Annotated in this window: 21 protein-coding genes; 8 read left to right on the top strand and 13 right to left on the bottom strand. The window is 72.5% G+C overall.

Annotation, left to right across the window (positions count from 1 at the left end):
* Positions 1-61: 61 nt before the first annotated feature.
* The 6 genes from ACH4NX_RS08695 to ACH4NX_RS08670 form a co-directional block, all read right to left on the bottom strand.
* Positions 62-715, bottom strand: a complete 654-nt coding sequence (locus ACH4NX_RS08695) for a response regulator transcription factor (protein ID WP_351392438.1) — start codon at positions 713-715, stop codon at positions 62-64.
* Positions 700-1,983 carry a sensor domain-containing protein gene (locus ACH4NX_RS08690; protein WP_351392435.1) on the bottom strand — a complete coding sequence of 428 codons (1,284 nt, stop codon included), beginning with the start codon at positions 1,981-1,983 and terminating at the stop codon, positions 700-702. The genes ACH4NX_RS08695 and ACH4NX_RS08690 overlap by 16 nt, the downstream gene beginning before the upstream one ends.
* A 93-nt stretch (positions 1,984-2,076) precedes the next feature.
* On the bottom strand, positions 2,077-3,081 hold the full coding sequence (locus tag ACH4NX_RS08685) for an SDR family oxidoreductase (RefSeq protein ID WP_398127761.1): 1,005 nt from the start codon (positions 3,079-3,081) through the stop codon (positions 2,077-2,079).
* 60 nt (positions 3,082-3,141) lie between these two features.
* The gene (locus ACH4NX_RS08680; RefSeq protein ID WP_398127760.1) at positions 3,142-3,756 is read right to left on the bottom strand and encodes a winged helix-turn-helix domain-containing protein; all 615 of its coding nucleotides are present in this window, start codon (positions 3,754-3,756) and stop codon (positions 3,142-3,144) included.
* Between the two features lie 406 nt (positions 3,757-4,162).
* Positions 4,163-5,194: a glutamine synthetase gene (gene glnII / locus ACH4NX_RS08675; protein ID WP_351392426.1), complete on the bottom strand. Its 1,032-nt coding sequence runs from the start codon at positions 5,192-5,194 to the stop codon at positions 4,163-4,165.
* Positions 5,195-5,613: 419 nt separating this feature from the next.
* Positions 5,614-5,973 (bottom strand): arsenate reductase family protein, encoded by a 360-nt coding sequence (locus ACH4NX_RS08670; RefSeq protein ID WP_398127759.1) that lies wholly within the window; start codon positions 5,971-5,973, stop codon positions 5,614-5,616.
* A gap of 174 nt (positions 5,974-6,147) precedes the next feature.
* Between ACH4NX_RS08670 and ACH4NX_RS08665 the strand changes: the two genes are divergently transcribed.
* The 6 genes from ACH4NX_RS08665 (at position 6,148) to ACH4NX_RS08640 (ending at position 12,563) form a co-directional block, all read left to right on the top strand.
* Positions 6,148-6,462, top strand: a complete 315-nt coding sequence (locus ACH4NX_RS08665) for a hypothetical protein (protein ID WP_351392422.1) — start codon at positions 6,148-6,150, stop codon at positions 6,460-6,462.
* A 195-nt stretch (positions 6,463-6,657) separates the two neighbouring features.
* Positions 6,658-7,890, top strand: a complete 1,233-nt coding sequence (locus ACH4NX_RS08660; protein ID WP_398127758.1) for a sensor histidine kinase — start codon at positions 6,658-6,660, stop codon at positions 7,888-7,890.
* The gene (locus ACH4NX_RS08655; protein ID WP_351392417.1) at positions 7,890-8,564 is read left to right on the top strand and encodes a response regulator transcription factor; all 675 of its coding nucleotides are present in this window, start codon (positions 7,890-7,892) and stop codon (positions 8,562-8,564) included. Before ACH4NX_RS08660 ends, ACH4NX_RS08655 begins: the two co-directional genes overlap by 1 nt.
* A 170-nt stretch (positions 8,565-8,734) precedes the next feature.
* On the top strand, positions 8,735-9,184 hold the full coding sequence (locus ACH4NX_RS08650; protein ID WP_398127757.1) for a hypothetical protein: 450 nt from the start codon (positions 8,735-8,737) through the stop codon (positions 9,182-9,184).
* Positions 9,185-9,270: 86 nt separating this feature from the next.
* The gene (locus ACH4NX_RS08645) at positions 9,271-9,978 is read left to right on the top strand and encodes an ABC transporter ATP-binding protein (protein WP_398127814.1); all 708 of its coding nucleotides are present in this window, start codon (positions 9,271-9,273) and stop codon (positions 9,976-9,978) included.
* Positions 9,975-12,563 (top strand): FtsX-like permease family protein, encoded by a 2,589-nt coding sequence (locus ACH4NX_RS08640; RefSeq protein ID WP_398127756.1) that lies wholly within the window; start codon positions 9,975-9,977, stop codon positions 12,561-12,563. The genes ACH4NX_RS08645 and ACH4NX_RS08640 overlap by 4 nt, the downstream gene beginning before the upstream one ends.
* Positions 12,564-12,567: 4 nt before the next feature.
* Here the strand turns inward: ACH4NX_RS08640 and ACH4NX_RS08635 are convergent, their stop codons facing one another.
* From ACH4NX_RS08635 to glnA, 3 genes are all read right to left on the bottom strand, one after another.
* Entirely contained in the window at positions 12,568-13,752 is a 1,185-nt protein-coding gene (locus tag ACH4NX_RS08635; protein ID WP_398127755.1) for a winged helix DNA-binding domain-containing protein, read from the bottom strand.
* A gap of 52 nt (positions 13,753-13,804) precedes the next feature.
* Positions 13,805-14,065 (bottom strand): hypothetical protein, encoded by a 261-nt coding sequence (locus ACH4NX_RS08630; protein WP_398127754.1) that lies wholly within the window; start codon positions 14,063-14,065, stop codon positions 13,805-13,807.
* A gap of 196 nt (positions 14,066-14,261) precedes the next feature.
* Positions 14,262-15,671: a type I glutamate--ammonia ligase gene (glnA, locus tag ACH4NX_RS08625; RefSeq protein WP_345594272.1), complete on the bottom strand. Its 1,410-nt coding sequence runs from the start codon at positions 15,669-15,671 to the stop codon at positions 14,262-14,264.
* A gap of 219 nt (positions 15,672-15,890) precedes the next feature.
* Here glnA and ACH4NX_RS08620 point away from each other — a divergent pair, with 219 nt between their 5' ends.
* A complete protein-coding gene (locus tag ACH4NX_RS08620; protein WP_351392402.1) occupies positions 15,891-16,358 on the top strand; it encodes an RDD family protein in 468 nt (155 codons plus the stop codon).
* A gap of 164 nt (positions 16,359-16,522) precedes the next feature.
* Here ACH4NX_RS08620 and ACH4NX_RS08615 read toward each other — a convergent pair whose 3' ends face one another.
* The 4 genes from ACH4NX_RS08615 to lipB all read right to left on the bottom strand — a co-directional run bounded on the left by ACH4NX_RS08615 (position 16,523) and on the right by lipB (position 19,749).
* The gene (locus tag ACH4NX_RS08615; protein WP_279563737.1) at positions 16,523-17,227 is read right to left on the bottom strand and encodes a DUF4191 domain-containing protein; all 705 of its coding nucleotides are present in this window, start codon (positions 17,225-17,227) and stop codon (positions 16,523-16,525) included.
* 114 nt (positions 17,228-17,341) lie between these two features.
* Positions 17,342-17,572 (bottom strand): hypothetical protein, encoded by a 231-nt coding sequence (locus ACH4NX_RS08610; protein WP_351392399.1) that lies wholly within the window; start codon positions 17,570-17,572, stop codon positions 17,342-17,344.
* A 230-nt stretch (positions 17,573-17,802) separates the two neighbouring features.
* On the bottom strand, positions 17,803-18,756 hold the full coding sequence (gene lipA, locus ACH4NX_RS08605) for a lipoyl synthase (protein ID WP_351392396.1): 954 nt from the start codon (positions 18,754-18,756) through the stop codon (positions 17,803-17,805).
* A 192-nt stretch (positions 18,757-18,948) separates the two neighbouring features.
* A complete protein-coding gene (lipB, locus tag ACH4NX_RS08600; protein ID WP_398127753.1) occupies positions 18,949-19,749 on the bottom strand; it encodes a lipoyl(octanoyl) transferase LipB in 801 nt (266 codons plus the stop codon).
* 236 nt (positions 19,750-19,985) lie between these two features.
* Here lipB and ACH4NX_RS08595 point away from each other — a divergent pair, with 236 nt between their 5' ends.
* On the top strand, positions 19,986-21,449 hold the full coding sequence (locus ACH4NX_RS08595) for a regulator (RefSeq protein ID WP_398127752.1): 1,464 nt from the start codon (positions 19,986-19,988) through the stop codon (positions 21,447-21,449).
* Positions 21,450-21,465 lie beyond the last annotated feature (16 nt).

Raw genomic sequence — 21,465 nt, 5'->3', positions numbered from 1 at the left:
CCCGTCTCGGAAATCGCCGGGTTCTGGGGGACGGGTGGGACGGGTGGGATCGGCGACGAGGTCAGCGGCCGCGGTCCAGATAGGCGAGAACCGCCAGTACACGGCGGTTGTCGTCGTCCGAGACCTCGAGGCTCAGCTTGGCGAAGATGTTCGCCGTGTGTTTCGCGATCGCCCGCTCCGTGACGACGAGCTTGCCGGCGATCGCCGCGTTGGTCCGCCCCTGGGCCATCAGCTCCAGCACCTCCCGCTCCCGGGGGGTGAGCCGCTCCAGCGGCCGGTCCTCCGCCGCACGCCGGCTGAGCAGTTGCTGGATGACCTGCGGGTCCATCGCCGTACCGCCCGCCGCCACCCGCCGTACCGCGTCCACGAACTGCTCCGCGTCGAACACCCGGTCCTTGAGCAGGTACCCCACCCCGCCGCTGCCGTCGGCGAGCAACTCGCGCGCGTACAGCTGCTCCACGTGCTGGGAGAGGACCAGGACCGGCAGCCCCGGCCGCCGGCGGCGGGCCTCGAGCGCGCACTGCAGGCCCTCGTCGGTGAGCGTGGGCGGCAGGCGTACGTCGACGACGGCCACGTCCGGCTCCAGTTCGGCCAGCGCCCGGGACAGCTCGGGGCCGGTCTCGACGGCCGCGGCGATCGTGAAGTCGTGGGCCTCGAGGAGCCGGACCAGTCCGTCGCGCAGCAGGAACAGGTCTTCGGCTAGGACAACGCGCAAGGGATCTCCATGGTGACCATGGTGGGGCCGCCCGCGGGCGAGCTGACGGCCAGGACGCCGTCGAATGTACCGAGCCGGCGCTCCACCCCGGCCAGGCCCGACCCCGCCGCGGGCACCGCACCGCCCTTGCCGTTGTCGGTGACGGCGACGCGCAGCTGACCCTCGGCGTGGTGCACGTCGACCCAGATCCGGTCGGCGCCGGAGTGCTTCACGGCGTTGGTGAGGATCTCGCTGACCGCGAAGTAGGCGGCGGACTCCACGGGAGCGTCGGCGCGGCCGGGCAGGTCCACGTCGACCTCGACGGCGACGGGCAGCCGCAGCGCCAGGGCCCGTACGGCGTCGCCCAGGCCGCGTTCGGCGAGCACCGGCGGATGGATGCCGCGCACCAGCTCGCGCAGCTCGGTCAGGGCGTCGGCGGAGGACCGGCGGGCCTGCGCGAGGAGCAGCCGGGCCTGCTCCGGGTCCTTCTCCAGCAGCGCTTCGATGGTGCCGAGGTCCATGCCCATGGCGACCAGCCGGGCCTGCGCCCCGTCGTGCAGGTCACGCTCGATGCGGCGCAGTTCGGCGGCGGAGGTGTCGACGGCGTCGCGGCGGGTCTCGGTCAGGACGCGCACCCGCTGGGCGAGTTCCTCCTGGTCCGAGCCGAGGACCGCGCCGGTGAGCCGGAAGTGGGCGCGCAGCAGGAGCGGGCTGAGCCAGTACGCGGCGACGAGGAGGACGGCGCCCAGGGCGGCGGCGTAGAACGCGGTGGTCTGGTCGGAGACGGGCACGAAGCCGTACCAGTAGGTGTCGGACCAGACCCGCCACAGCCCGGCCGCGATGGCGAACCCCTCCAGCGGGTAGAGCGGCAGCGCGAAGGCCAGCAGCGCGGTGACGAAGCCCGCCGTCATGTCGACCGGGAGCCAGATGAAGTCCCGCCAGGTCGCCGGGTCGCTGAGCATTCCGAAGGTGCGCGCCCACGGGTTGGCGTTCTCGGGCAGCGGCCGGTACGCCCGCTGGATCCGCACCCCGCCCCACTCGGCGGCGAGCAGCCGGCGCCAGTCCGCGAACATCCGCACGCCCGTCAGCACCCAGGGCGTGGTGACGAGGCCGATCCCGATCGGGACGAGCGCGACGGACACGAGGGTCAGGCAGAAGCACAGCACCGCGCCGGGCAGCGAGATGAACGCCAGCGCCAGGCCCCGCACGGCCGACAGCGCCATGTCGCGGGTCCGTGACGGTGTCCGTCGGTCGCTCTGCCGGTCGTCGTGCTTCGTCTCGGTGTTCATGCAGTCAGTCTCACCGATGCGAAGGCGCTGGTCACTGGGTCGAGCCCCCCGGCCGGGGGGTGGTGCCAGATACACCTGGTGACCCGGTACACGCTAGGGAGCGTCGTCCGCCGCGAGGGCCTTCGCCTCCGTCTCGGGGTCCAGTCCGACCGGCGGCCGGTCCGGGCGCCGCGGCGCCGTGCCGCCGATGTCCCGCAGCCAGGTCCAGGTGTCGGCGACGGTGTCACCGGCCGGCCGGCAGCTCAGGCCGGTCGCCAGTGCCCGGGAGACGTCCGCGCCGTGCAGGGCGTCGTGCAGGTCGCTGCCCGGGGGCGTCCACACCGGTAGCTGGGTCCAGGGCTCGACGCCGGCGGCGAGGACGTCGTCGGGGGCGGTCCAGCGCAGCCCGGCCGGGCCGCCCGTGGCCGCGACACAGGCTTCGAGCAGGGCGCCCATGGTGGTGTGCCCCGGTGGGGAGACCAGGTTGTACGGGCCGCTCAGCTCGCGCTCCACCGCGCCGAGCATCCAGTCGGCGAGGTCGCGGACGTCGACGTACTGGAGGGGGAGGTCCCGCGGGCCCGGCGCGAGGACCGGGCCGCCGCGTGCGACGCGGTTCAGCCACCACGGCAGCCGCCCGATGTTCTCGTACGGGCCCAGGATCAGCCCGGAGCGGACCAGCACCGAGCGGTCCGCGCCGAAGGCGTCCAGGACGGCCAGTTCGGCGCCGCGCTTGTCGCGGGCGTAGTCGGTCTGCCCGGCGTCCGCCGAGGCGCCCTCGACGAGCGGCGCGTCCTCGGTGTACCCGGCGGGCGGGGCCCAGGCGTACACCGAGCAGCTCGACACGTACACGTACCGGCCGGCGCGGTCCCGCAGCAGCCGCGCCGTGTCCCGCACCGCGCGGGGCGCCGCCGACCAGGTGTCGACGACGGCGTCCCACGCGCCGTCGGCCAGGGCGGCGAGCCCGTCGGGTGCGGTGCGGTCGCCGCGCAGTGTCCGCGCCCCGGGCGGCGGCGCGTGCCGGCCGCGGTGGAAGACGGTCACCTCCCAGCCGCCTCCGAGCGCCGCCTCCACCACGGCCCGTCCCACGAACTCCGTACCGCCCAGCACCAGTAGCCTCATGCGGGACACTGTGCCCGGCGCGGGGGCCGAAGGGAACGCCGGTCTGCCGACAGCAGAGGCTCAGCGGCCCCTGGGCGGCGTGTACTTGTAGCCGACGCGCCGGACGGTCTGGATCGTCCGGCGGTGCTCGGAGCCGAGCTTGCGGCGCAGCCGGGCCACGTGCACGTCGACGGTGCGGCCGTCGCCCACGTGGCCGTACCCCCACACCGTGGTGACCAGCCGATCGCGGGTGTGCACGCGGTGCGGGTGGGCGACGAGATGGGCGAGCAGCTCGAACTCCAGGTAAGTCAGGCCGAGTTCCCGGCCGTCCACCGCGGCGACGCGCCGCGCGGTGTCGATCCGGACGAGCGGGTCGCCCGGCCGGCCGTCGATGCCCTCCCCGGTGTCCTCCGGTGCGGCGCCGGGCACGCCGGCCGGCGGGAACGGAGGCTGGTACCGGTCGGCCGGGACCAGCACCAGGTAGCCGACCATCGGCGGCCGGCCGGGCAGCGGGGGCAGGGCGTGCGGGGGAGCGGGCAGCCAGGTGGCGCCGGGCGGCAGCAGGGCCGCGACGTCCACCACCTCGTCCCGGTCGACGGCACGCAGCCGGTGCCGGTGGTCGCCGGCGCCGGGGAGAGCGGTGGCGGAGGCGGGGGAGTCGAGGGTGGCGGTGGGCAGGGAACGGGTGGTCGCCATGAGACGTCAGCTCTTTCGCGCGAGAGGTTCGTCGGGAGGGGCGACGGGCGCGATGTCGTGGTCGGGCGCGTCGCGGGACGTACGTCGTGCGCGCCGGCCGAAGGCCTGGGGGTACGGCTTTCTAGCGGGCCGGCGCGTTCGTCGCGCGGCAACAGACCCGGTCGAAGTCGTCGTGCTGACGGGAGGGCCAGAAGGGCTCGAGGTCGTGGCGACCCGTCGCCGCGTTCTTCCGGAAGCCGACCATGGGCTTATTGAAGCAGACGGTGGCCCGGGAGAGGAGACGTCTCTCACTGTGTGGACGCCGGCCGGTGTGGGGCGGGCCCGGCTCGCTCGTCCCGCACGGTGGCAGCGCGAAGGGGCGTCCACCGTCGTGGTGGACGCCCCCGGTGCGCGGGTGGGGCGCGGATCAGACCTGGCCGGCCTTCTCCAGCGCGGAGCAGCAGGTGTCCACCATCAGGCGGGTCACCACGTACGGGTCGACGTTGGCGTTCGGACGGCGGTCCTCGATGTAGCCCTTGCCGTCCTTCTCGACCTGCCACGGGATGCGGACCGAGGCACCGCGGTCGGAGACGCCGTAGGAGTACTCGTTCCACGGGGCGGTCTCGTGCAGGCCGGTGAGGCGGTCGTCGATGCCCGCGCCGTAGTTCTTGACGTGGTCCATCGGCTTGGAGCCCTCACCGAGCGACTCGCAGGCGGTGATGATCGCGTCGTAGCCCTCACGCATCGCCTTGGTGGAGAAGTTGGTGTGCGCGCCCGCGCCGTTCCAGTCGCCCTTGACCGGCTTGGGGTCCAGGGTGGCGGAGACCTCGAAGTCCTCGGCCGTGCGGTAGAGCAGCCAGCGGGCCACCCAGAGCTGGTCGGAGACCTCCAGCGGCGACAGCGGGCCGACCTGGAACTCCCACTGGCCGGGCATGACCTCGGCGTTGATGCCGGAGATGCCGAGGCCCGCCTTCAGGCAGTTCTCCAGGTGCGCCTCGACGATGTCACGGCCGAAGATCTCGTCCGAGCCGACACCGCAGTAGTAGCCGCCCTGCGCGGCCGGGAAGCCGCCCTCGGGGAAGCCGAGCGGGCGGGAGCCCTTGAAGAAGGTGTACTCCTGCTCGATGCCGAAGACCGGCTCCTGCGCGGCGAACCGCTCGGCGAGCTCGGCCAGCGCGGCGCGGGTGTTGGTCGGGTGCGGCGTCATGTCCGTGTCGAGGACCTCGCACAGCACCAGGATGTCGTCGCCGCCGCGGATCGGGTCGGGGCAGGAGAAGACCGGCTTGAGCACACAGTCCGAGGAGCGGCCCTCGGCCTGGTTGGTGGAGGACCCGTCGAAGCCCCAGACCGGCAGCGCGTCCAGACCGGCGGGGGCGTCCGTGATGATCTTCGTCTTGGAACGGAGCTTGGCCGTCGGCTCGGTGCCGTCGATCCAGATGTACTCGGCCTTGAAGGTCACGGGGACACATCCTTCGGGGTGGGTCTGGGCGCACTGCGGGGTGCCGCGGCGCTGCGGCAACCGGGGCACCGCGTCTACTGCCGTGCAGCGTGCCAACCGGCGATTTCCCGTCCGTTGCCCGTATGTGAACCCCGTGTTACCCGGGATCGGTGTGGCGCGTCTCTCACGGCTCCCGCCCGCCCTCGGCCACCGCCTCCCGTACGCCGTCCACGAAGGGCCCGATTGCCTCCGATTCCCGCGTCCCGTAACCCGCGTCACGCACCGCCCCGCTCGTACGCCACCACGTCGTCGTTGACGTCGGGCGAACCTGACCCGGGCGCACTGGCGGGCGTGCGAGCGGCGAGGGCGCGCCGGAGGGCGGGACGGCGGCGGGCAACGGCGTGGGACGCTCCGAGTCACGGCGCACGACACGTCATCGTCTAACGGGACAGAGCGTCTCGAACCGCCTCATCGGTGCGGCCCACGACGGCCGTTCCGTCGTCCGCCGTGACGATCGGGCGCTGGATCAGCTTCGGGTGCTCGGCGAGCGCCATGACCCAGCGGTCGCGTGACGCCTCGTCACGGGGCCAGTCGCTCAGACCCAGTTCCCTGCCGGCGGGCTCCTGGACGCGGGTGATGTCCCACGGCTCGAGGCCGAGGCGGGTGAGCACCTCGCGGATCTCGTCCTCGCTCGGTACGTCCTCCAGGTAGCGGCGGACGGTGTAGTCGGCGCCCTCGGCGTCGAGCAGGCTGATCGCGCTGCGGCACTTCGAGCAGGCCGGGTTGATCCAGATCTCCATGCCGCACACGGTAGCCCGAGGGCGCCGGAACTCGTTCGCCCCGTGCGTCGCAGCGCCCCCGAAAGCCCTTGTGGCCAGGGGCGTTTGTCAGTGGTGGGCGGTAAAATGGAAGCAGTGTTCGAGGGTGTCGCCGGGGGGTCCGGACGACGCCCTGACCGCGACAGGAGGATGCCCGTGCCCGCTGCCGCACTGAAGCCGAAGCCGTTGCCCACCCAGTCCACCACCAAGCGGCCCGTCCTGCTCGACCTGCCGTACGAACCCGTGGAGAAGCGTCCGCTGCCGGCGGGCCGCCCCCGCGAGTGGTACGTCACGCACAACCGCCGGCTCAAGGCGATGAGGCTCGCCATCGCCCTGCTGGACTCCGGCGTCCACCTGCCCGACCAGGCCCGCAACGAGAGGATCCGCACCACGGCGCAGCTGATCGGCGTCCACCCGCCGTCGGACATCACGTGCCACATGGTGCGGGCGTTCATGCGCTACAACCGCTGAGCGCGTCACCGTCACCGTCGCCGGGCGCACTCGGTCCTCGATGCGCCCGGCGCCGCCGTGCCGCCCGGCCTGGTGCTGAGGCAGTATGGGCGCGTGAGGGCACCGCCCTCATCGCGAAGTCTTCACGGTCCCGCGGCACTTGTGTGCCGCGGGTCACGTGGTTGCGCCCGCGCCGGGAGGAGAGGGGTACGACGGTTGGCTGAGGAGAGGACGGTCCCGGTCCCGTCGGCCTGGATGGCGCTGTCCGGGCGGTACGGACGCGCCGTCGCCCGGGCGTGCGACATCGGTATGGCGCTGGTGGTCATGGTGGCGACCTGGTACTACGACGCCGAGTACGACCTGTTGCTGGGCTGGCTGATGGCACTGTGCCTGCTGGCCCGCAGACGGTACCCCGGCACGGTGATGGCGGTCGTCCTCGCGCTGAGCGCCGTCCAGCTCGCCCTGCACGACGTGCCCGAGGAGCCGCTGGCGTCGGCGCCCGCCTCGTACAACGCGGCCGTGCTGTTCGCCATGCTGTCGGTCGTCCACCATTCCCGGACCACCTGGCTGCCGTATCTCGCGGGCGCCGCGGTGCTGCTGGTCACGGCGGCCGGGACGGTGGGGATGCCGCCCCTCGGCATCGAGCCGTTCGCCGACCTCGAAACACTCCCGATCTTCTGGGGACTGACGCTGACGGTCTGGCTGACGGCCTTCGCCCTGCACACGCGGCGTCTCTACGCCGAGAGCCAGGCGGCCCGCGCCTGGCACGCGGAGCGGGACCAGGAACAGCGGGTCCGGCTGGCCGCGGCCCGGGAGCGGGCCGAGATCGCCCGTGAACTGCACGACGTGGTGGCGCACAGCCTGGCCGTGATGATCCTCCAGGCCGACGGCGCCGAGTCGGTGCTGCGCAAGTCGCCGGACATGGCGGAGTCCGCGCTGAAGACGATCGCCGCCACGGGCCGGGACGCGATCGACGACATGCACCGCATCGTCCGGGTGCTGCGCGAGGGAAACCCGGACTCCGCCGACAGCGGCCCGCCACGGCGCCTGATCACCCTCGACGAGATCAAGGTCGTCGCCGAACGCGCACGGGCCGCCGGGCTGACCGTGGACGTGTCGGTCGAGGTCGGCGAAGGACGCCTGTCACCGGCGGAGGAGATGACGGCCTTCCGCATCGTCCAGGAGTGCCTCACGAACGTGCTCCGCCACGCCGGAGCCGGCGCCGGGGTCGACATCCGGCTCCACGAGGAGCAGGGCACCCTGCTGATCAGCGTCGTCGACGACGGAGCGGGCACCCTCGCCGGCCGCGGCGTCGGCGGGCGCTCGGGAGGCAACGGACTCGTGGGCATGCGGGAGCGGGCGGAGCTCGCCGGAGGCGGCTTCGAGGCCGGCCCCCGGCTCGGCAGCGGATGGTACGTACGGGCCTCGATTCCGACAAGGACGAAGTGATGACACAGGCGGACAGACCGATCCGGGTGGCCGTGGTGGACGACCAGCCGCTGATACGGGCCGGCTTCTCCATGGTGCTGGCCGGTCAGGACGACATCGAGGTGGTCGGTGAGGCGGAGAACGGGGCGGACGCCCTCGAGCTGCTGCGAAAGGTCGAGGCGGACGTCGTCATCATGGACATCCGCATGCCCGTCATGGACGGCATCCAGGCCACCGAGCAGCTGATGCGGCTGGACGCCCCGCCCGGCGTGCTGGTGCTGACCACCTTCGACAACGACGAGGACGCCTTCGCGGCGCTGCGCGCCGGAGCCGGCGGATTCCTGCTGAAGAACGCCCCCGCGGCGGACGTCGTGAACGCCATCCGGGTCCTGGCCGCGGGGGAGTCGGTGGTGGCGCCGCGCATCACCCGGCTGCTCCTGGACCGGGTCTCCGACCGGCTGGGACCGGCCAACGGACAGGCCGAACGGCTGGACGCCCTCACCGCGCGCGAGCGGGACGTGCTGGCCCTGGTCGCCCGGGGACTGTCCAACGCCGAGATCGCGGCGGACCTGTATGTCGCGGAGGCCACGGTGAAGACGCACCTGGGCAACCTCATGGCCAAACTGCACCTTCGGGACCGCGCCCAGGCCGTCGTGTTCGCCTATGAGTCGGGGCTGGTCCGTCCCTCCCCCTGAGGGTGCAGAAGCGCCCCCGGGCTCTGCCCCCGAGGGTGCGGGAACCACCCCGACCGGTGTGCCAGATCAGCCGCCCCGCATCTCGGATTCGTGGCCGATGCCCCGCGGGCCGCCGAACTCCAGACTTCTCACTGTCGCCGAACGCGGCCGAGAAGACACCGGAGGACCCGATGAACGCCACGCCCACCACGCCCACCACGCCCGCCACGCGGAACCGCAAGCGGAACCGTCTCGTCGTCGCCGCGGTCACCGCCGTGACCGCCGCGGCCCTGCTCGCCGGGGCGGCGTACTGGTGGCAGGACCGCGACGAGCTCAGCCAGGCGTCCGCCGAGGACTGCCGGCTGGCGCAGCGCATCGTCACCGAGGCCGAGGAGATCTCCACCGGCCCCGTGCCGGCCGCGGAGAAGTGGTGGCGGGAGACCGGTGACGAGCGCCGCGAGCAGATGAAGGACGGCTACCTCGGAGCCAAGATCTCCCAGTACGAGGGATGGGCGGTCGAGACCGCCAAGAAGTCCCCCGAAGCGCCGTCCGCGAAGGACGTGGAGAACCTCCAGGACGAGGCGCGGGGACACTGCTCGGACTCCGGCGTCACCCTGTCCATGCCGCCGCTCGGCTCCTGACCCGGACCGCGGGAACCGCCCCCATGACTCTCCACACCGCCACCCGCGACCACACACCGGACGACGTCATCACCGCCACCGCCCTGGTGAAGACCTACCGTCAGGGCACCTCGGAGGTGCGGGCCCTCGACGAGGTGACCGTCGGTGTCCGGCGTGCCCGGTTCACCGCCGTCGTCGGCCCCTCCGGGTCCGGGAAGTCGACGCTGATGCACTGCGTCGCCGGACTCGACACCGTCACCTCCGGCAGCATCGTGCTGGACGGAACGGAGATCACCGGGCTGGCCGACCGGCAGCTGACCCGGGTGCGCCGGGAGCGGATCGGGTTCGTCTTCCAGTCGTTCAACCTGCTGCCGCAGCTGACGGCCTACGAGAACATCGTGCTGCCCCTCACCCTGGCCGGCCGGCGCCGCCCGAACCGCGGCCTGGTGGACCACATCTGCGAAGTCCTGGGCATCGCGCACCGGTTGTCGCACCGCCCCGCCGAGCTGTCCGGGGGCCAGCAGCAGCGGGTCGCCGTGGCACGGGCGCTGGTGGCCCGGCCGGCCGTGGTCTTCGCCGACGAACCCACCGGCAACCTCGACTCCCGGTCCGGCGCCGAAGTCCTCGCCATGCTGCGTCAGTCCGTCGACGACCTCGGCCAGACCGTCGTGATGGTCACCCACGATCCCGCGGCCGCGCGGTACGCCGACCGGGTACTGACTCTCGCGGACGGACGCGTGGTGAAGGACGAGCACACCGACCCCTCCGGACGGGCCGCCGCACTCGCCACCGACCTCATGGGGAGGCGGCGATGAGCACCCCGTGGCGTGCGACCGTCCTGGGCTCCCAGGTGGCGGAACTCCTCAGGCGGCCCGGACGGTTCGCGGCGACCGGACTGTCGCTGCTGATCGCGGCGTTCGTCGTGTTCGGGACCGTCATGGCCCAGCAGATCATCACCGCGACCGTCGTCGAGAAGTTCCGCGGAACACCCGAAGCGGTGTCGGTCGTGGTCACACCCGGCGACGACGGGGAGGACATCGGCGAGGACCGCCTCCGTGAGATCCGGAGGACGCCCTCGGTCACCGAGGCCGTCGGCCGGATCGACGGCGGCAGCCCGCTGGACGGCAGCGCCGTCGAACGCTACCTCGAACTCTCCGCGGACCCGGGCACCGGCGCCCTGGCGGAAGTCCGGCTGCTGGACGGCACGTACCCCGCCGGCCCCGGCCGCCTCGCCGTCAACACGCGGGCCGCGCGGGAGTACGGTCTCGCTCCGGGATCGTCGCTCACCCTGCTGCGGCCCGAACCCGACGGCGACGGCACCCGACGGGTGACGGTCGAGGTCAGCGGCATCGTCCGCAGCACCGCCACGAACGACGCGCGGCCCACCGGGTACGCCCCCGGCCCCCACCTCGTGGAACTGCTCGGCGTGACGGGCTACTCCCGCGTCGACATCCGAACCGAGACCGCGTCCTCCGCCTCCTCCGGATCCTCCGCGTCCGGTTCCGCGTCGGCCGAGCTGACGGAGCGGATCCGGCAGGCGGTGCCCGCAGCGCGGGTGCGGTCCGGGGACGAGGTGCGCGACCAGGAGGCCCGGGAGGCGGTGGCGGAGGCCAAGGACGTCCTGGAGCTGGTCACCGTCTTCCTCGCCGTCGCCGTCGGCGCGGCCGTCCTCGTCGCGACCTCCACCTTCCGCATCGTCTTCGCGCGGCGCGTACGCCAGCTGGCGCTGCTGCGCGCCATCGGGGCGAGCCCGCGACGGCTCGCCGCCGCGCTCGTCGCCGAAGGGGCCGTGGTCGGCCTGCTGGCCGGCGCGACCGGGGTACTGGCGGCCTGGGGCTGCGGGCAGCTCGTCCCGCCGCTCGCCCGGCGGTTGGGGCCCGAGCTGTTCGCCCCCTCCCACCTCCCGCTGACGGAGGCCGTTCTCACCGTTGCCGGCACCGGCCTCCTGGCGGTCCTGGCGGTCCTGTCCCCGTCCCTGACCGCCTCGCGGGTCTCCCCGCTGGAGGCCCTGCGCGGCGCGGCGTCCGGGGAGGGCACGGCGAGCGGCACCGGCCGGACCCTGCTGGGCCTGCTGTGCGCGTCGGGCGCGGCGCTCCTCGCCTGGCAGCAGTACGACGGGCTGCCCCGGCCCGGCGACACGGAGTACGACCGGTTCGCGGCGCTGACCCTCGTGGTGCTCTCGGGCGGGCTGGCCTTCCTGGCCCTGATCGCCCTCGGCCCCCGTCTGGTCCGGCCGGTGCTGTCGGCCGTGGCCGTCCCGCTGCGCCGCACCGGCGCGGCCGGCCGGCTCGCGGTCGCCGGAGTGGGCGGCGCGCCGGGCAGGGCGGCCTCGGTCTCGGTCGTCGTGGCCCTCGGCGTCTGCCTGGTCGGCTCGACCCTGACCTGCCTCGCCTCCCTGAGCGCCTACGAGCGGTACCGGCAGGCGGTGGAGTCGCCCGCCGACTTCTCCCTGTACGCCAGGGACAGTGAGTCGCTGGACCGGTCGCTGGCCGCCGATCTGGACTCCCACCCCGAACTCACCGACGTGACCGCGTTCCGCACGGCGGAGGCCGTCGAGAGCACCCGCGGCGCGACGGTCTCCGACCTCGACCTCGACACCGTCCGCTCCGGTGTGAGCCTGACCGCCCGCACCGGCTCCCTCGGCGACCTCGAACGCGCCCACGTCGTCGTGGACGCCGACCACGCCCACCGGCTCGGCGTCCGGGCGGGCGACCGTGTGACGCTGGAGTTCGAGGGCCGGCCCGTCCACCTCACGGTGGCGGCGACCCTGTCCGGGGCCGGCCCCTACGGAGGCGAATTCTTCGTCACCGCCGCGGATCTCACCCGTATGGGAGCGGACGCGGCGCCGACCATGGTCACCGCCAACGCCTCGGAAGACGGCGCTCAGGGGCGGATACACGCACAGCGGGCCATCACCGACACGTTGACCGGCCCGGAGCGCGGCGACGGCCGGGTCATGGCCGAGGAGCCGGCCGGACAGGCCGGAGGGTCGGACGACCTGCGCACGATGGCCACGACAGTGATCATGGTCCTGGGTCTGACCGTCCTGGTGGCGGTCGCCGGTGTCGCGACGACGGCGAGTCTCACCGTCGTCGAGCGCAGGCGCGAGTTCGGGCTGTTGCGGGCCCTGGGGCTCAGCGGAGCGGCCGTGCACCGCATGGTCACGGTGGAGTGCGCGCTCTACGGAGTCCTGGGCGGGATCCTCGGTCTGGCCCTCGGCCTGCCGTACTCCTGGCTGGTGGTCCGGGTCGCCGAGACGAGCGCCCCGTTCAGCGTGCCGGCCGGGGAGCTCGCGGCGGTCTTCACCGCCCTCGTCCTGGTGACCGCCGCCGCGGGAATGGTGCCGGCCCTCCGCGCCTCCCGGACCTCACCGACGGTCGCCGTCGCCCGGAGCGAGTAGCGGCCTACGCCGACAGCTCACGCTCCAGGGGCGTCCGGAACCGGGGAGTGACCCGTGTCGTCCCGACCCAGGCCCGCAGCCGTTCCGCCTCCGCCGCGATCGCGGCCTCGGCCTCACGGCCGGTCCCCTCGCTCTCCAGGATCCGCCAGACGATCTCGCCGTCGGCCCGCTGGGCCCAGCCGCCGATCACGCGGCCGTTCCACCACACCGTCGGGCCGACGTTGCCGCTGCGGTCGAAGAGCATCGGCCGCAGCTCGGGCGCGAGGTACCAGTCCCGGTGCTGCCAGGCCATCGCCGTCGGATCCAGGGCCGGCAGCAGCGCCGCCCACGGCCCGGCGGGCCCGGCGGCCGGGCCGGCGTCACCGGCGACCACGTACCCCGTGCCCTCGTCCAGCGACACCGCCTGTGCGCCGATCGCGGCCAGCGCCCGGCGCACCTCCGTCACCCGCCACCCCGTCCACCACTTCAGGTCGTCCTCGGTCGCCGGCCCGCACGCCGCCAGCCACCCACGCAACAGCTCGGCCTGCGCCCCGGCCGCCTCCAGCCCGGGATGCCCGGGCGCCGGCGCCCAGCGGAACCGGCTGGACGTCCACGAGCCCGTCGGGCGCCCCCGGACGACCCTGCCCTCCACGCCCAGCACCTTCAGCAGCCGGGTGGAGACGGTGTGCACGCCCTCGTAGCTCTTCCCGGCCGCGTACACGAACTGCTCCTTCAGGCGTGGCTCGTCCCGGGCCAGCTCGGCCGCCGTCGCCTGGCCGCGCCGGGCCAGCGCGGCCAGCGCCGACTCCTCGACCTCCGTCAGCCAGGCCGCGTCCGGCGCCCCGGCCGCCGCCATCTGCCTGAGCAGCGAGGCCCGCTCCCGGGCGGCGACCGCGAGGCCGGTCGAGGCGTGTACGACCGCGGTCAGCTCCGTCGGGAACACGAACACGGTGTGCCGCATGCCGTGCATCCGGACCAGCGTCCCGTCCTCGTACAGCGCGCGCTCCGTCTCGCCCACGGTCTTCGCCGCGTCCGCCAGGCGGGCGCCCACGGCCAGGTACACCGTCGCGGGGTCGGTGCCGTGCAGGGCGATCAGCGAACCGGCGACCTCCTCAGGGCTTCCCGCCCGCACCTCGCCCGCCAGCCGCTGCCGCGACGCGAGCCGGTCCCGCCGCTCCGCCGTCCCGATGTGCCGCCGTCCGTCACTCATACCGGCCTCCGCCCGCCCGCCCGCCCGTCGTGTCCTGGTGCGGCCACGCGGTCTAGTAGGGCGTCCGGTAGTTGATGTACCCGAGCAGGACGATCACCGCGGCCACGCAGCCCAGCACCACGACGGTCGACACCCAGGACGACCGGTGTCCGCGCCCCCTGTGCTCCGGATCGGCGCGGAAGGGGACCGGTCCGGGCGGGTTCTCCTTCCAGCGCGCGGCGAGCATCCGGGCGCGTGCGGAGGGTTCCTTGTGCTCGGCACCGTCAGCCCACTTGATGTCGAACTCGCGTTCCTCGTCGTTCCGTTCGGACATCGCCGGTCCCTCTCCCCGTCCCCTGACTCGAACAACCGTGTCAGTGAACATGATTCCGGGTCGGGTTCCCCCTGTGAAGCTTTTCGGCCACCGAACCACCGCACCACCGGTCCGACGACAGCGCCCCCGCCCCTGGCAAGCAGGAGACGGGGGCGCCGGACGGCCCGGGCCGACCCGGGTGTCGATCACACGTCGATCACACGTCGAAGTACATCTCGAACTCGTGCGGGTGCGGACGCAGCTGCAGCGGCGCGATCTCGTTGGCGCGCTTGAAGTCGATCCACGTCTCGATCAGGTCCGGCGTGAAGACGTCGCCCTGGAGGAGGAACTCGTGGTCGGCCTCCAGGCGGTCCAGGACCGCGCCGAGGGAGGTCGGGACCTGGGCCACGTTCGCGTGCTCCTCGGGAGCCAGCTCGTAGAGGTCCTTGTCGATCGGTTCGGCCGGCTCGATCTTGTTCTTGATGCCGTCCAGGCCCGCCAGCAGCAGGGCCGAGAAGGCCAGGTACGGGTTGCCGGAGGCGTCCGGCGCGCGGAACTCGACGCGCTTGGCCTTCGGGTTCGAGCCCGTGATCGGGATACGCATCGCGGCGGAGCGGTTGCGCTGCGAGTACACCAGGTTCACCGGCGCCTCGAAGCCCGGCACCAGGCGGTGGTAGGAGTTCACCGTCGGGTTGGTGAAGGCCAGCAGCGACGGGGCGTGCTTGAGGATGCCGCCGATGTAGTAGCGGGCCATGTCCGACAGGCCGGCGTAGCCCTGCTCGTCGTAGAAGAGCGGGTCGCCGCCCGACCACAGCGACTGGTGGACGTGCATGCCCGAGCCGTTGTCGCCGAAGATCGGCTTCGGCATGAAGGTCGCCGTCTTGCCGTTCTTCCAGGCCACGTTCTTCACGATGTACTTGAAGAGCTGGAGGTCGTCGGCGGCGGCGAGCAGCGTGTTGAACTTGTAGTTGATCTCGGCCTGGCCGGCGGTGCCCACCTCGTGGTGCTGGCGCTCGACCTGGAGACCGGACCGCTCCAGCTCCAGGGAGATCTCGGCGCGCAGGTCGGCGAAGTGGTCGACCGGCGGGACCGGGAAGTAGCCGCCCTTGTAGCGGACCTTGTAGCCGCGGTTGTCCTCCACCGCGCCGGTGTTCCAGGCGCCGGCCTCGGAGTCGATGTGGTAGAAGGACTCGTTCGCGCTGGTGGCGAAGCGGACGGAGTCGAAGACGTAGAACTCCGCCTCCGGACCGAAGAACGCCGTGTCGGCGATGCCGGTGGAGGCGAGGTAGGCCTCGGCCTTCTTCGCCACGTTCCGCGGGTCGCGGGAGTACTGCTCGCCCGTGATCGGGTCGTGGATGAAGAAGTTGATGTTGAGGGTCTTGTCCCGGCGGAACGGGTCGAGCCGCGCCGTGGACAGGTCGGGGCGCAGCGACATGTCCGACTCGTGGATGGCCTGGAAGCCGCGGATCGAGGATCCGTCGAAGGCCTGCTCGTCGTCGGGGTCGAACGCCGTGGCGGGCAACGTGAAGTGCTGCATGACGCCCGGCAGGTCGCAGAACCGGACGTCGACGAACTTGACGTCCTCGTCCGCGATGTACTTCTTGACGTCGTCGGCGTTCTGGAACATCCAGCTCCTCCTACTCCCGACCGTCCCGCCGGGGTGGTAGATCGTTCGTGCGTCCAGTGCGGGTGGCACACGCTTCCTCGACCCTAGGGACGGGTGATTTCTCGGGCGTGACCCGTTTGTTTCGCAGAAGTTAACCGGCTCCGTTCCAGCGTAGGCCTCATCCCGGCCCGCCACACCCCGCCGTACGCCGGTCATATACGGGCGCAGTACCGTGGACGGGTGGACAACAGGCAAGCAATCGGATCGTGGCTTTCCGGGCCGCGCGCGGCCATCGAAGGGGCCGGCGCCGATCTCGGATACCGGGGTGAGCAGCTGGGTCTGCCGGAAGACGGGCCGGGCTCGATCGCCCGGCCGGGCAGGCGGCTCGGCGCGCTGGCCGTCGACTGGGGCCTGTGTCTCCTGATCGCATACGGCCTGATCACGGACGGCTACGGCCAGGCGACCGGCAACTGGGCCCTGCTGATCTACTTCCTGCTGAGCGTGCTGACCGTCGGCACGGTCGGCTTCACCCCGGGCAAGCGCCTCTTCGGCCTGCGCGTGGTGGAGCTGGGCACGGGCCGCCCCAGCCCGGCGCGTGCCCTGCTGCGCTCGGTCCTGCTGTGCCTCGCCCTCCCGGCGCTGATCTGGGACCGCGACGGCCGCGGCCTGCACGACCGGGTGGCGCGCACCGTGGAAGTACGGATCTGACGCCCTGAGCCCACCGGCGGTCGGAGGCGGTACGGCGAGCGCGGACGGTACGGCGAGCGCGGACGGTACGACGACGGGGGCGCCCGGAGCCACGCGGCGGAAGCCGCGCATCGGCTGAGTCGGGCGCCCCCGTCGCCGTACCGGCGTGTCGGAGTCCTGTCGGGTCAGCGCTGCCTGGGGTTGCCGCCCTTGGGCATGCGCATGCCCTTCGGCATCGGGCCCTTGGGCAGCGGCATGTTGCTCATCAGGTCGCCCAGCGCGCGCAACCGGTCGTTGGTCACGGTGACCTGCGGGCCGGACAGGACGCGGGGGAGCTTGAGCATGGTCGTGCGGAGCTTCTTCAGCTCGACCTGGCCCTCACCGGTGCCCACGACCAGATCGTGCACGGGCACGTCGGCCACGATGCGGTTCATCTTCTTCTTCTCGGCGGCGAGCAGGGACTTCACCCGGTTCGGGTTGCCCTCCGCGACCAGCACGATGCCGGCCTTGCCGACCGCGCGGTGCACCACGTCCTGGTTGCGGTTCATCGCCACCGCGGGTGTGGTCGTCCAGTTCCGGCCGATGTTGTCCAGTACGGCCGCTGCGGCGCCCGGCTGGCCCTCCATCTGGCCGAAGGCCGCCCGCTCGGCCCGGCGCCCGAAGACGATCGCCGTCGCGAGGAAGGCGAGCAGCAGGCCCAGGATGCCGAGATAGATGGGGTGACCGATCAAGAAACCGATCGCGAGGAAGACACCGAAGACGACGATGCCGACACCCGCGAGTACAAGACCGATCTTTTTGTCGGCCTTGCGGGTCATCTTGTAGGTCAGAGCGATCTGCTTCAGTCGCCCGGGATTCGCAGCGTCCGCTGCAGGTTCCTTCCTCGCCATGACAGGAAGTCTACGTGCCCCCGAAAGCGCCGACGACGGCAGTGCCCGGCGTGAGGAGAAGGGACGGGCCCGGGGAGGCGGGCCGGGGGACCGGGGCGGGGCCGGGGGCGTCGGTCAGGGGCGGCCGACGACGGACTGCCCGAGGACGCGCTCCGTCTCGATCCGGTCCTTGGCGCGGCGGCGGTCCTCCAGCACGGAGGTCCAGGCGTTGCGCCGGGCGGTGCGCTGGCCACCGCTCATCAGCAGCGACTCGACGGCGCGCAGGGCGGTGGCGAACGACGGGATGGCGGTGGCACGGACGGCGGTGGCACGAACGGCGGTGGCGCGAACGGGCGCGGCCTGCATCGTGGAGATCCCCCTCGGTACGGCTCCGGGTGCGGAGACGGTGTACGTGGTGTGATTTCAGGGTCACTGATTGGTGTTACCAGGGCGTGACCCGCCGGTCAAACGGACATGAAGCCGCGATGCCGGGGGCCGCGACGGCGCCGCGGCCCCGACCGGTGTCCTCATCTGCGAGGACGGTCGGGACCGCGGCGTATCGGCCATTACTGGCGAGTAGTGACTTGTGCGTGAATTCACACGGTGGCGGACCGGCGCTGCTCCATGGCCATCCCGTAGAGCCGCCCGGCCCGGTACGACGAGCGCACCAGCGGGCCCGACATCACACCGGAGAAGCCGATCTGCTCGGCCTCCTGCTGCAGCTCCACGAACTCGTGCGGCTTGACCCAGCGCTCCACGGGGTGGTGGCGCACGGACGGGCGGAGGTACTGCGTGATGGTGATCAGCTCGCAGCCGGCCTCGTGCAGCTGCCGCAGCGCCTCGCTGATCTCCTCACGGGTCTCGCCCATGCCGAGGATCAGGTTCGACTTCGTGACCAGACCGTAGTCACGGGCGTCGGTGATGACCTTCAGGGAGCGCTCGTAGCGGAAGCCGGGGCGGATGCGCTTGAAGATCCGGGGGACCGTCTCGACGTTGTGCGCGAAGACCTCGGGGCGGGAGGCGAAGACCTCCTGGAGGAGCTCCGGCACCGCGTTGAAGTCGGGGGCGAGCAGCTCGACCTTGGTCCGGCCGTCCTCGCGCCCCGCCGTCTGCTGGTGGATCTGGCGGACCGTCTCGGCGTACAGCCAGGCGCCGCCGTCCGGCAGGTCGTCACGGGCGACACCGGTGATGGTCGCGTAGTTCAGGTCCATGGTGACCACGGACTCGCCGACCCGGCGCGGCTCGTCGCGGTCGAGTGCCTCGGGCTTGCCGGTGTCGATCTGGCAGAAGTCACAGCGCCGGGTGCACTGGTCGCCGCCGATGAGGAAGGTCGCCTCGCGGTCCTCCCAGCACTCGTAGATGTTGGGACAGCCGGCTTCCTGGCAGACGGTGTGCAGGCCCTCGCTCTTCACGAGGTTCTGCATCTTGGTGTACTCGGGGCCCATTTTCGCCCGGGTCTTGATCCACTCGGGCTTGCGCTCGATGGGGGTCTGGCTGTTGCGGACCTCCAGGCGCAGCATCTTGCGTCCGTCGGGTGCGACTGCGGACACGACCGGCTCCCTAGCGTTTGATTCTTCGGCGCCTTTAAGCGTACGCCCGTTGATTTGAATGCCCGGCGAGGGTGCTGGCCTCGCTGGGGGCTGCCGCCCCCAGGCCCCCGCTTCGGCCTGAACGGCCTCGTCCTCAAACGCCGGACGGGCTGGATTTATGCCCTCCGCCTGGCAGGACCGGACGGGTCGGCTTCAAGCAGCCGGCGTCTTCTCGATCACCCGCGGTTTCAGGTCCGCGTTCTCCAGTACGTCCCGCAGGTGGCGTTCGGCCACCGGGAGTACGTCCTCGATGGTCACGTCGCGGCCGAGTTCGTTCGCCAGGGAGGCGACGCCCGCGTCGCGGATGCCGCACGGGATGATCCTGTCGAACCACTTGTTGTCCGGGTTCACGTTCAGGGCGAAGCCGTGCATGGTGACGCCCTTGGCGACCCGGATGCCGATCGCGGCGATCTTGCGGTCCTCGCGGCGCTGCCCCGCGTTGGACGGGGCGTACTCCGGCCCGTTCATCCGCGGGTCGAACTCGTCGTCGGCCAGCCGGGGGTCGAAGTCCAGGGAGAGCCCGCCGAACGCCGGGCGCCGTTCCACCGGGTCGCCGAGGATCCACACCCCGCTGCGGCCCTCTACCCGGCTGGTCTGAAGCCCGAACTCCGCGCAGGTGCGGATCAGGGCCTCCTCCAGCCGCCGTACGTGCGCCACCACGTCCACCGGGCGCGGGAGCTTCTGGATCGGGTAGCCCACCAGCTGGCCCGGACCGTGCCAGGTGATCTTGCCGCCGCGGTCCACGTCGACGACCGGCGTGCCGTCCAGCGGACGCTCGCTGTCCTCGGTACGCCGGCCGGCGGTGTAGACCGGCGGGTGTTCGAGGAGCAGCACCGTGTCGGGGACCTCGTCGGCGAACCGCGCGGCGTGCACCCGGCGCTGCTCGTCCCACGCCTCCTGGTACTCGACGCGTTCGGCACCGAACCCCATGCGGACGAACCGCAGCTCACTCACGGCAAGTGCCTCCCTGGAAGGTCGTAAGGCACGAACCGTGCCCACGCCACTGTACGACCGCCCGTTCGTCGTCAGCCGGGCGGGCAATCCTCACACGATCGGATGAATGCTGGGCGAATTGTGCGATCGAGTGCTTACTCTCCGCTACATTCGCGCCGTTCACGAGGCCATAAGGGCTGCTCATAGGCGCTCCGGGCACATCGAACGGCCCGGAAGGCAGGAGACCGCACCGCACCATGACGGAACGACCCGCGCAGCGCACCCCCAACCGCCAGCTCGCCGCGCTCATCGCCGAAGCGGGGTTCTCCAACGCGGGTCTCGCGCGTCGCGTCGACCAGCTCGGACTCGAACACGGCCTGGACCTGAGATACGACAAGACGTCCGTCACCCGGTGGCTGCGCGGCCAGCAGCCCCGCGGCACCACCCCGGCCCTGATCGCCGAGGTCTTCACCCGGCGCCTGGGCCGCCGCCTCACCGCCCAGGACCTCGGCCTGGACGCCTGTGCGCCCGTCTACGCGGGGCTGGAGTTCGCCGCGGGCCCGGAGGAGGCCATCGACATCGTCGGCGGGCTGTGGCGCAAGGACTCCGGCAGCCACGCCGAACTGCGCAAGATCGCCTTCACCCCGGCGGGCCTCGTCGTGCCCAGCCGGGACTGGCTCATCGGCCGCGCCGACGAGAAGGTGGCCCGCACCGAGGTGCCCGTCCGCATCCCCGCCCAGGGCCGCCCGGCGGCTCCCAGGACCACCGTCCCGCTCGACCCGTCGCGCCGGCGGGCCCCGGCCGAGCGCGGCCCCGGCCAGAAGGTCACCGGCGGCGACCTCGCCGCGCTGCGCTCGGTCGGCGAGCTGTTCCGCAGCCTGGACGACCGGTACGGCGGCGGGCACGCCCGCCAGGCACTGGTGCGCTACCTGGAACACGAGCTGGAGCCGATGCTGCGCGGCACCTACGGCGAGCAGACCGGCCGCCGGCTGTTCGCCGCCGCCGCCGACCTGACCCGGCTCGCCGGCTGGACCTCGTACGACATCGCCGCGCACGGCCTCGCCCAGCGCTACTTCGTGCAGGCGCTGCGGCTGTCGCAGGCGGCGGGGGACCGGGCGTACGGCTCCTACGTGCTGGTCACCATGAGCCGCCAGGCCGTCTACCTGGGGCACGGGCGCGAGGCCGTACAGCTCGCGCGGGTGGCGCAGCAGGGTGTGGGGACCTCCGCGCCGCCGGTGGTGCAGACGCTGCTGCACGCCGTCGAGGCGCGGGCGCACGGCCTGCTCGGCGAGGTGCGGGCCTGCACCGCCTCGCTGGTCAGGGCGGAGCGCGCCCTGGAGACGGCCCGGCCCGGCGACGAGGTGCCGCACTGGGCGCGCTTCTTCGACGAGGCGCAGCTCGCCGACGAGTTCGGGCACTGCCACCGCGACCTCCAGCAGTTCCGCGCCGCCGCCCAGCACGCGGAGCGCTCACTGCAATTGCGCGCCCCCGTCTACGCCCGCAGCCGGCTGTTCTGCCGGGTCGTCCTGGCCACCGCCCGCCTCGGCCTCGGCGAACTCGACCAGGCCTGCCAGCTGGCCGCCGAGGCGGCCGGGCAGGCGGCCGAGATGCGGTCGGTGCGGGCGGCGGAGTACGTACGCGACTTCGAACGGCGCCTGGAGCCGTACCGGGACGCGGCGCCGGTGCGGGGGTACCGGGACAAGGTGGCGGCGCTGGGATAGCCCGGGGGCGAGTCCG

The sequence above is a fragment of the Streptomyces sp. NPDC017225 genome, from assembly GCF_044331465.1.
Taxonomy (GTDB): Bacteria; Actinomycetota; Actinomycetes; order Streptomycetales; family Streptomycetaceae; genus Streptomyces.
This window is presented reverse-complemented; position numbering and strand designations above follow the sequence as displayed.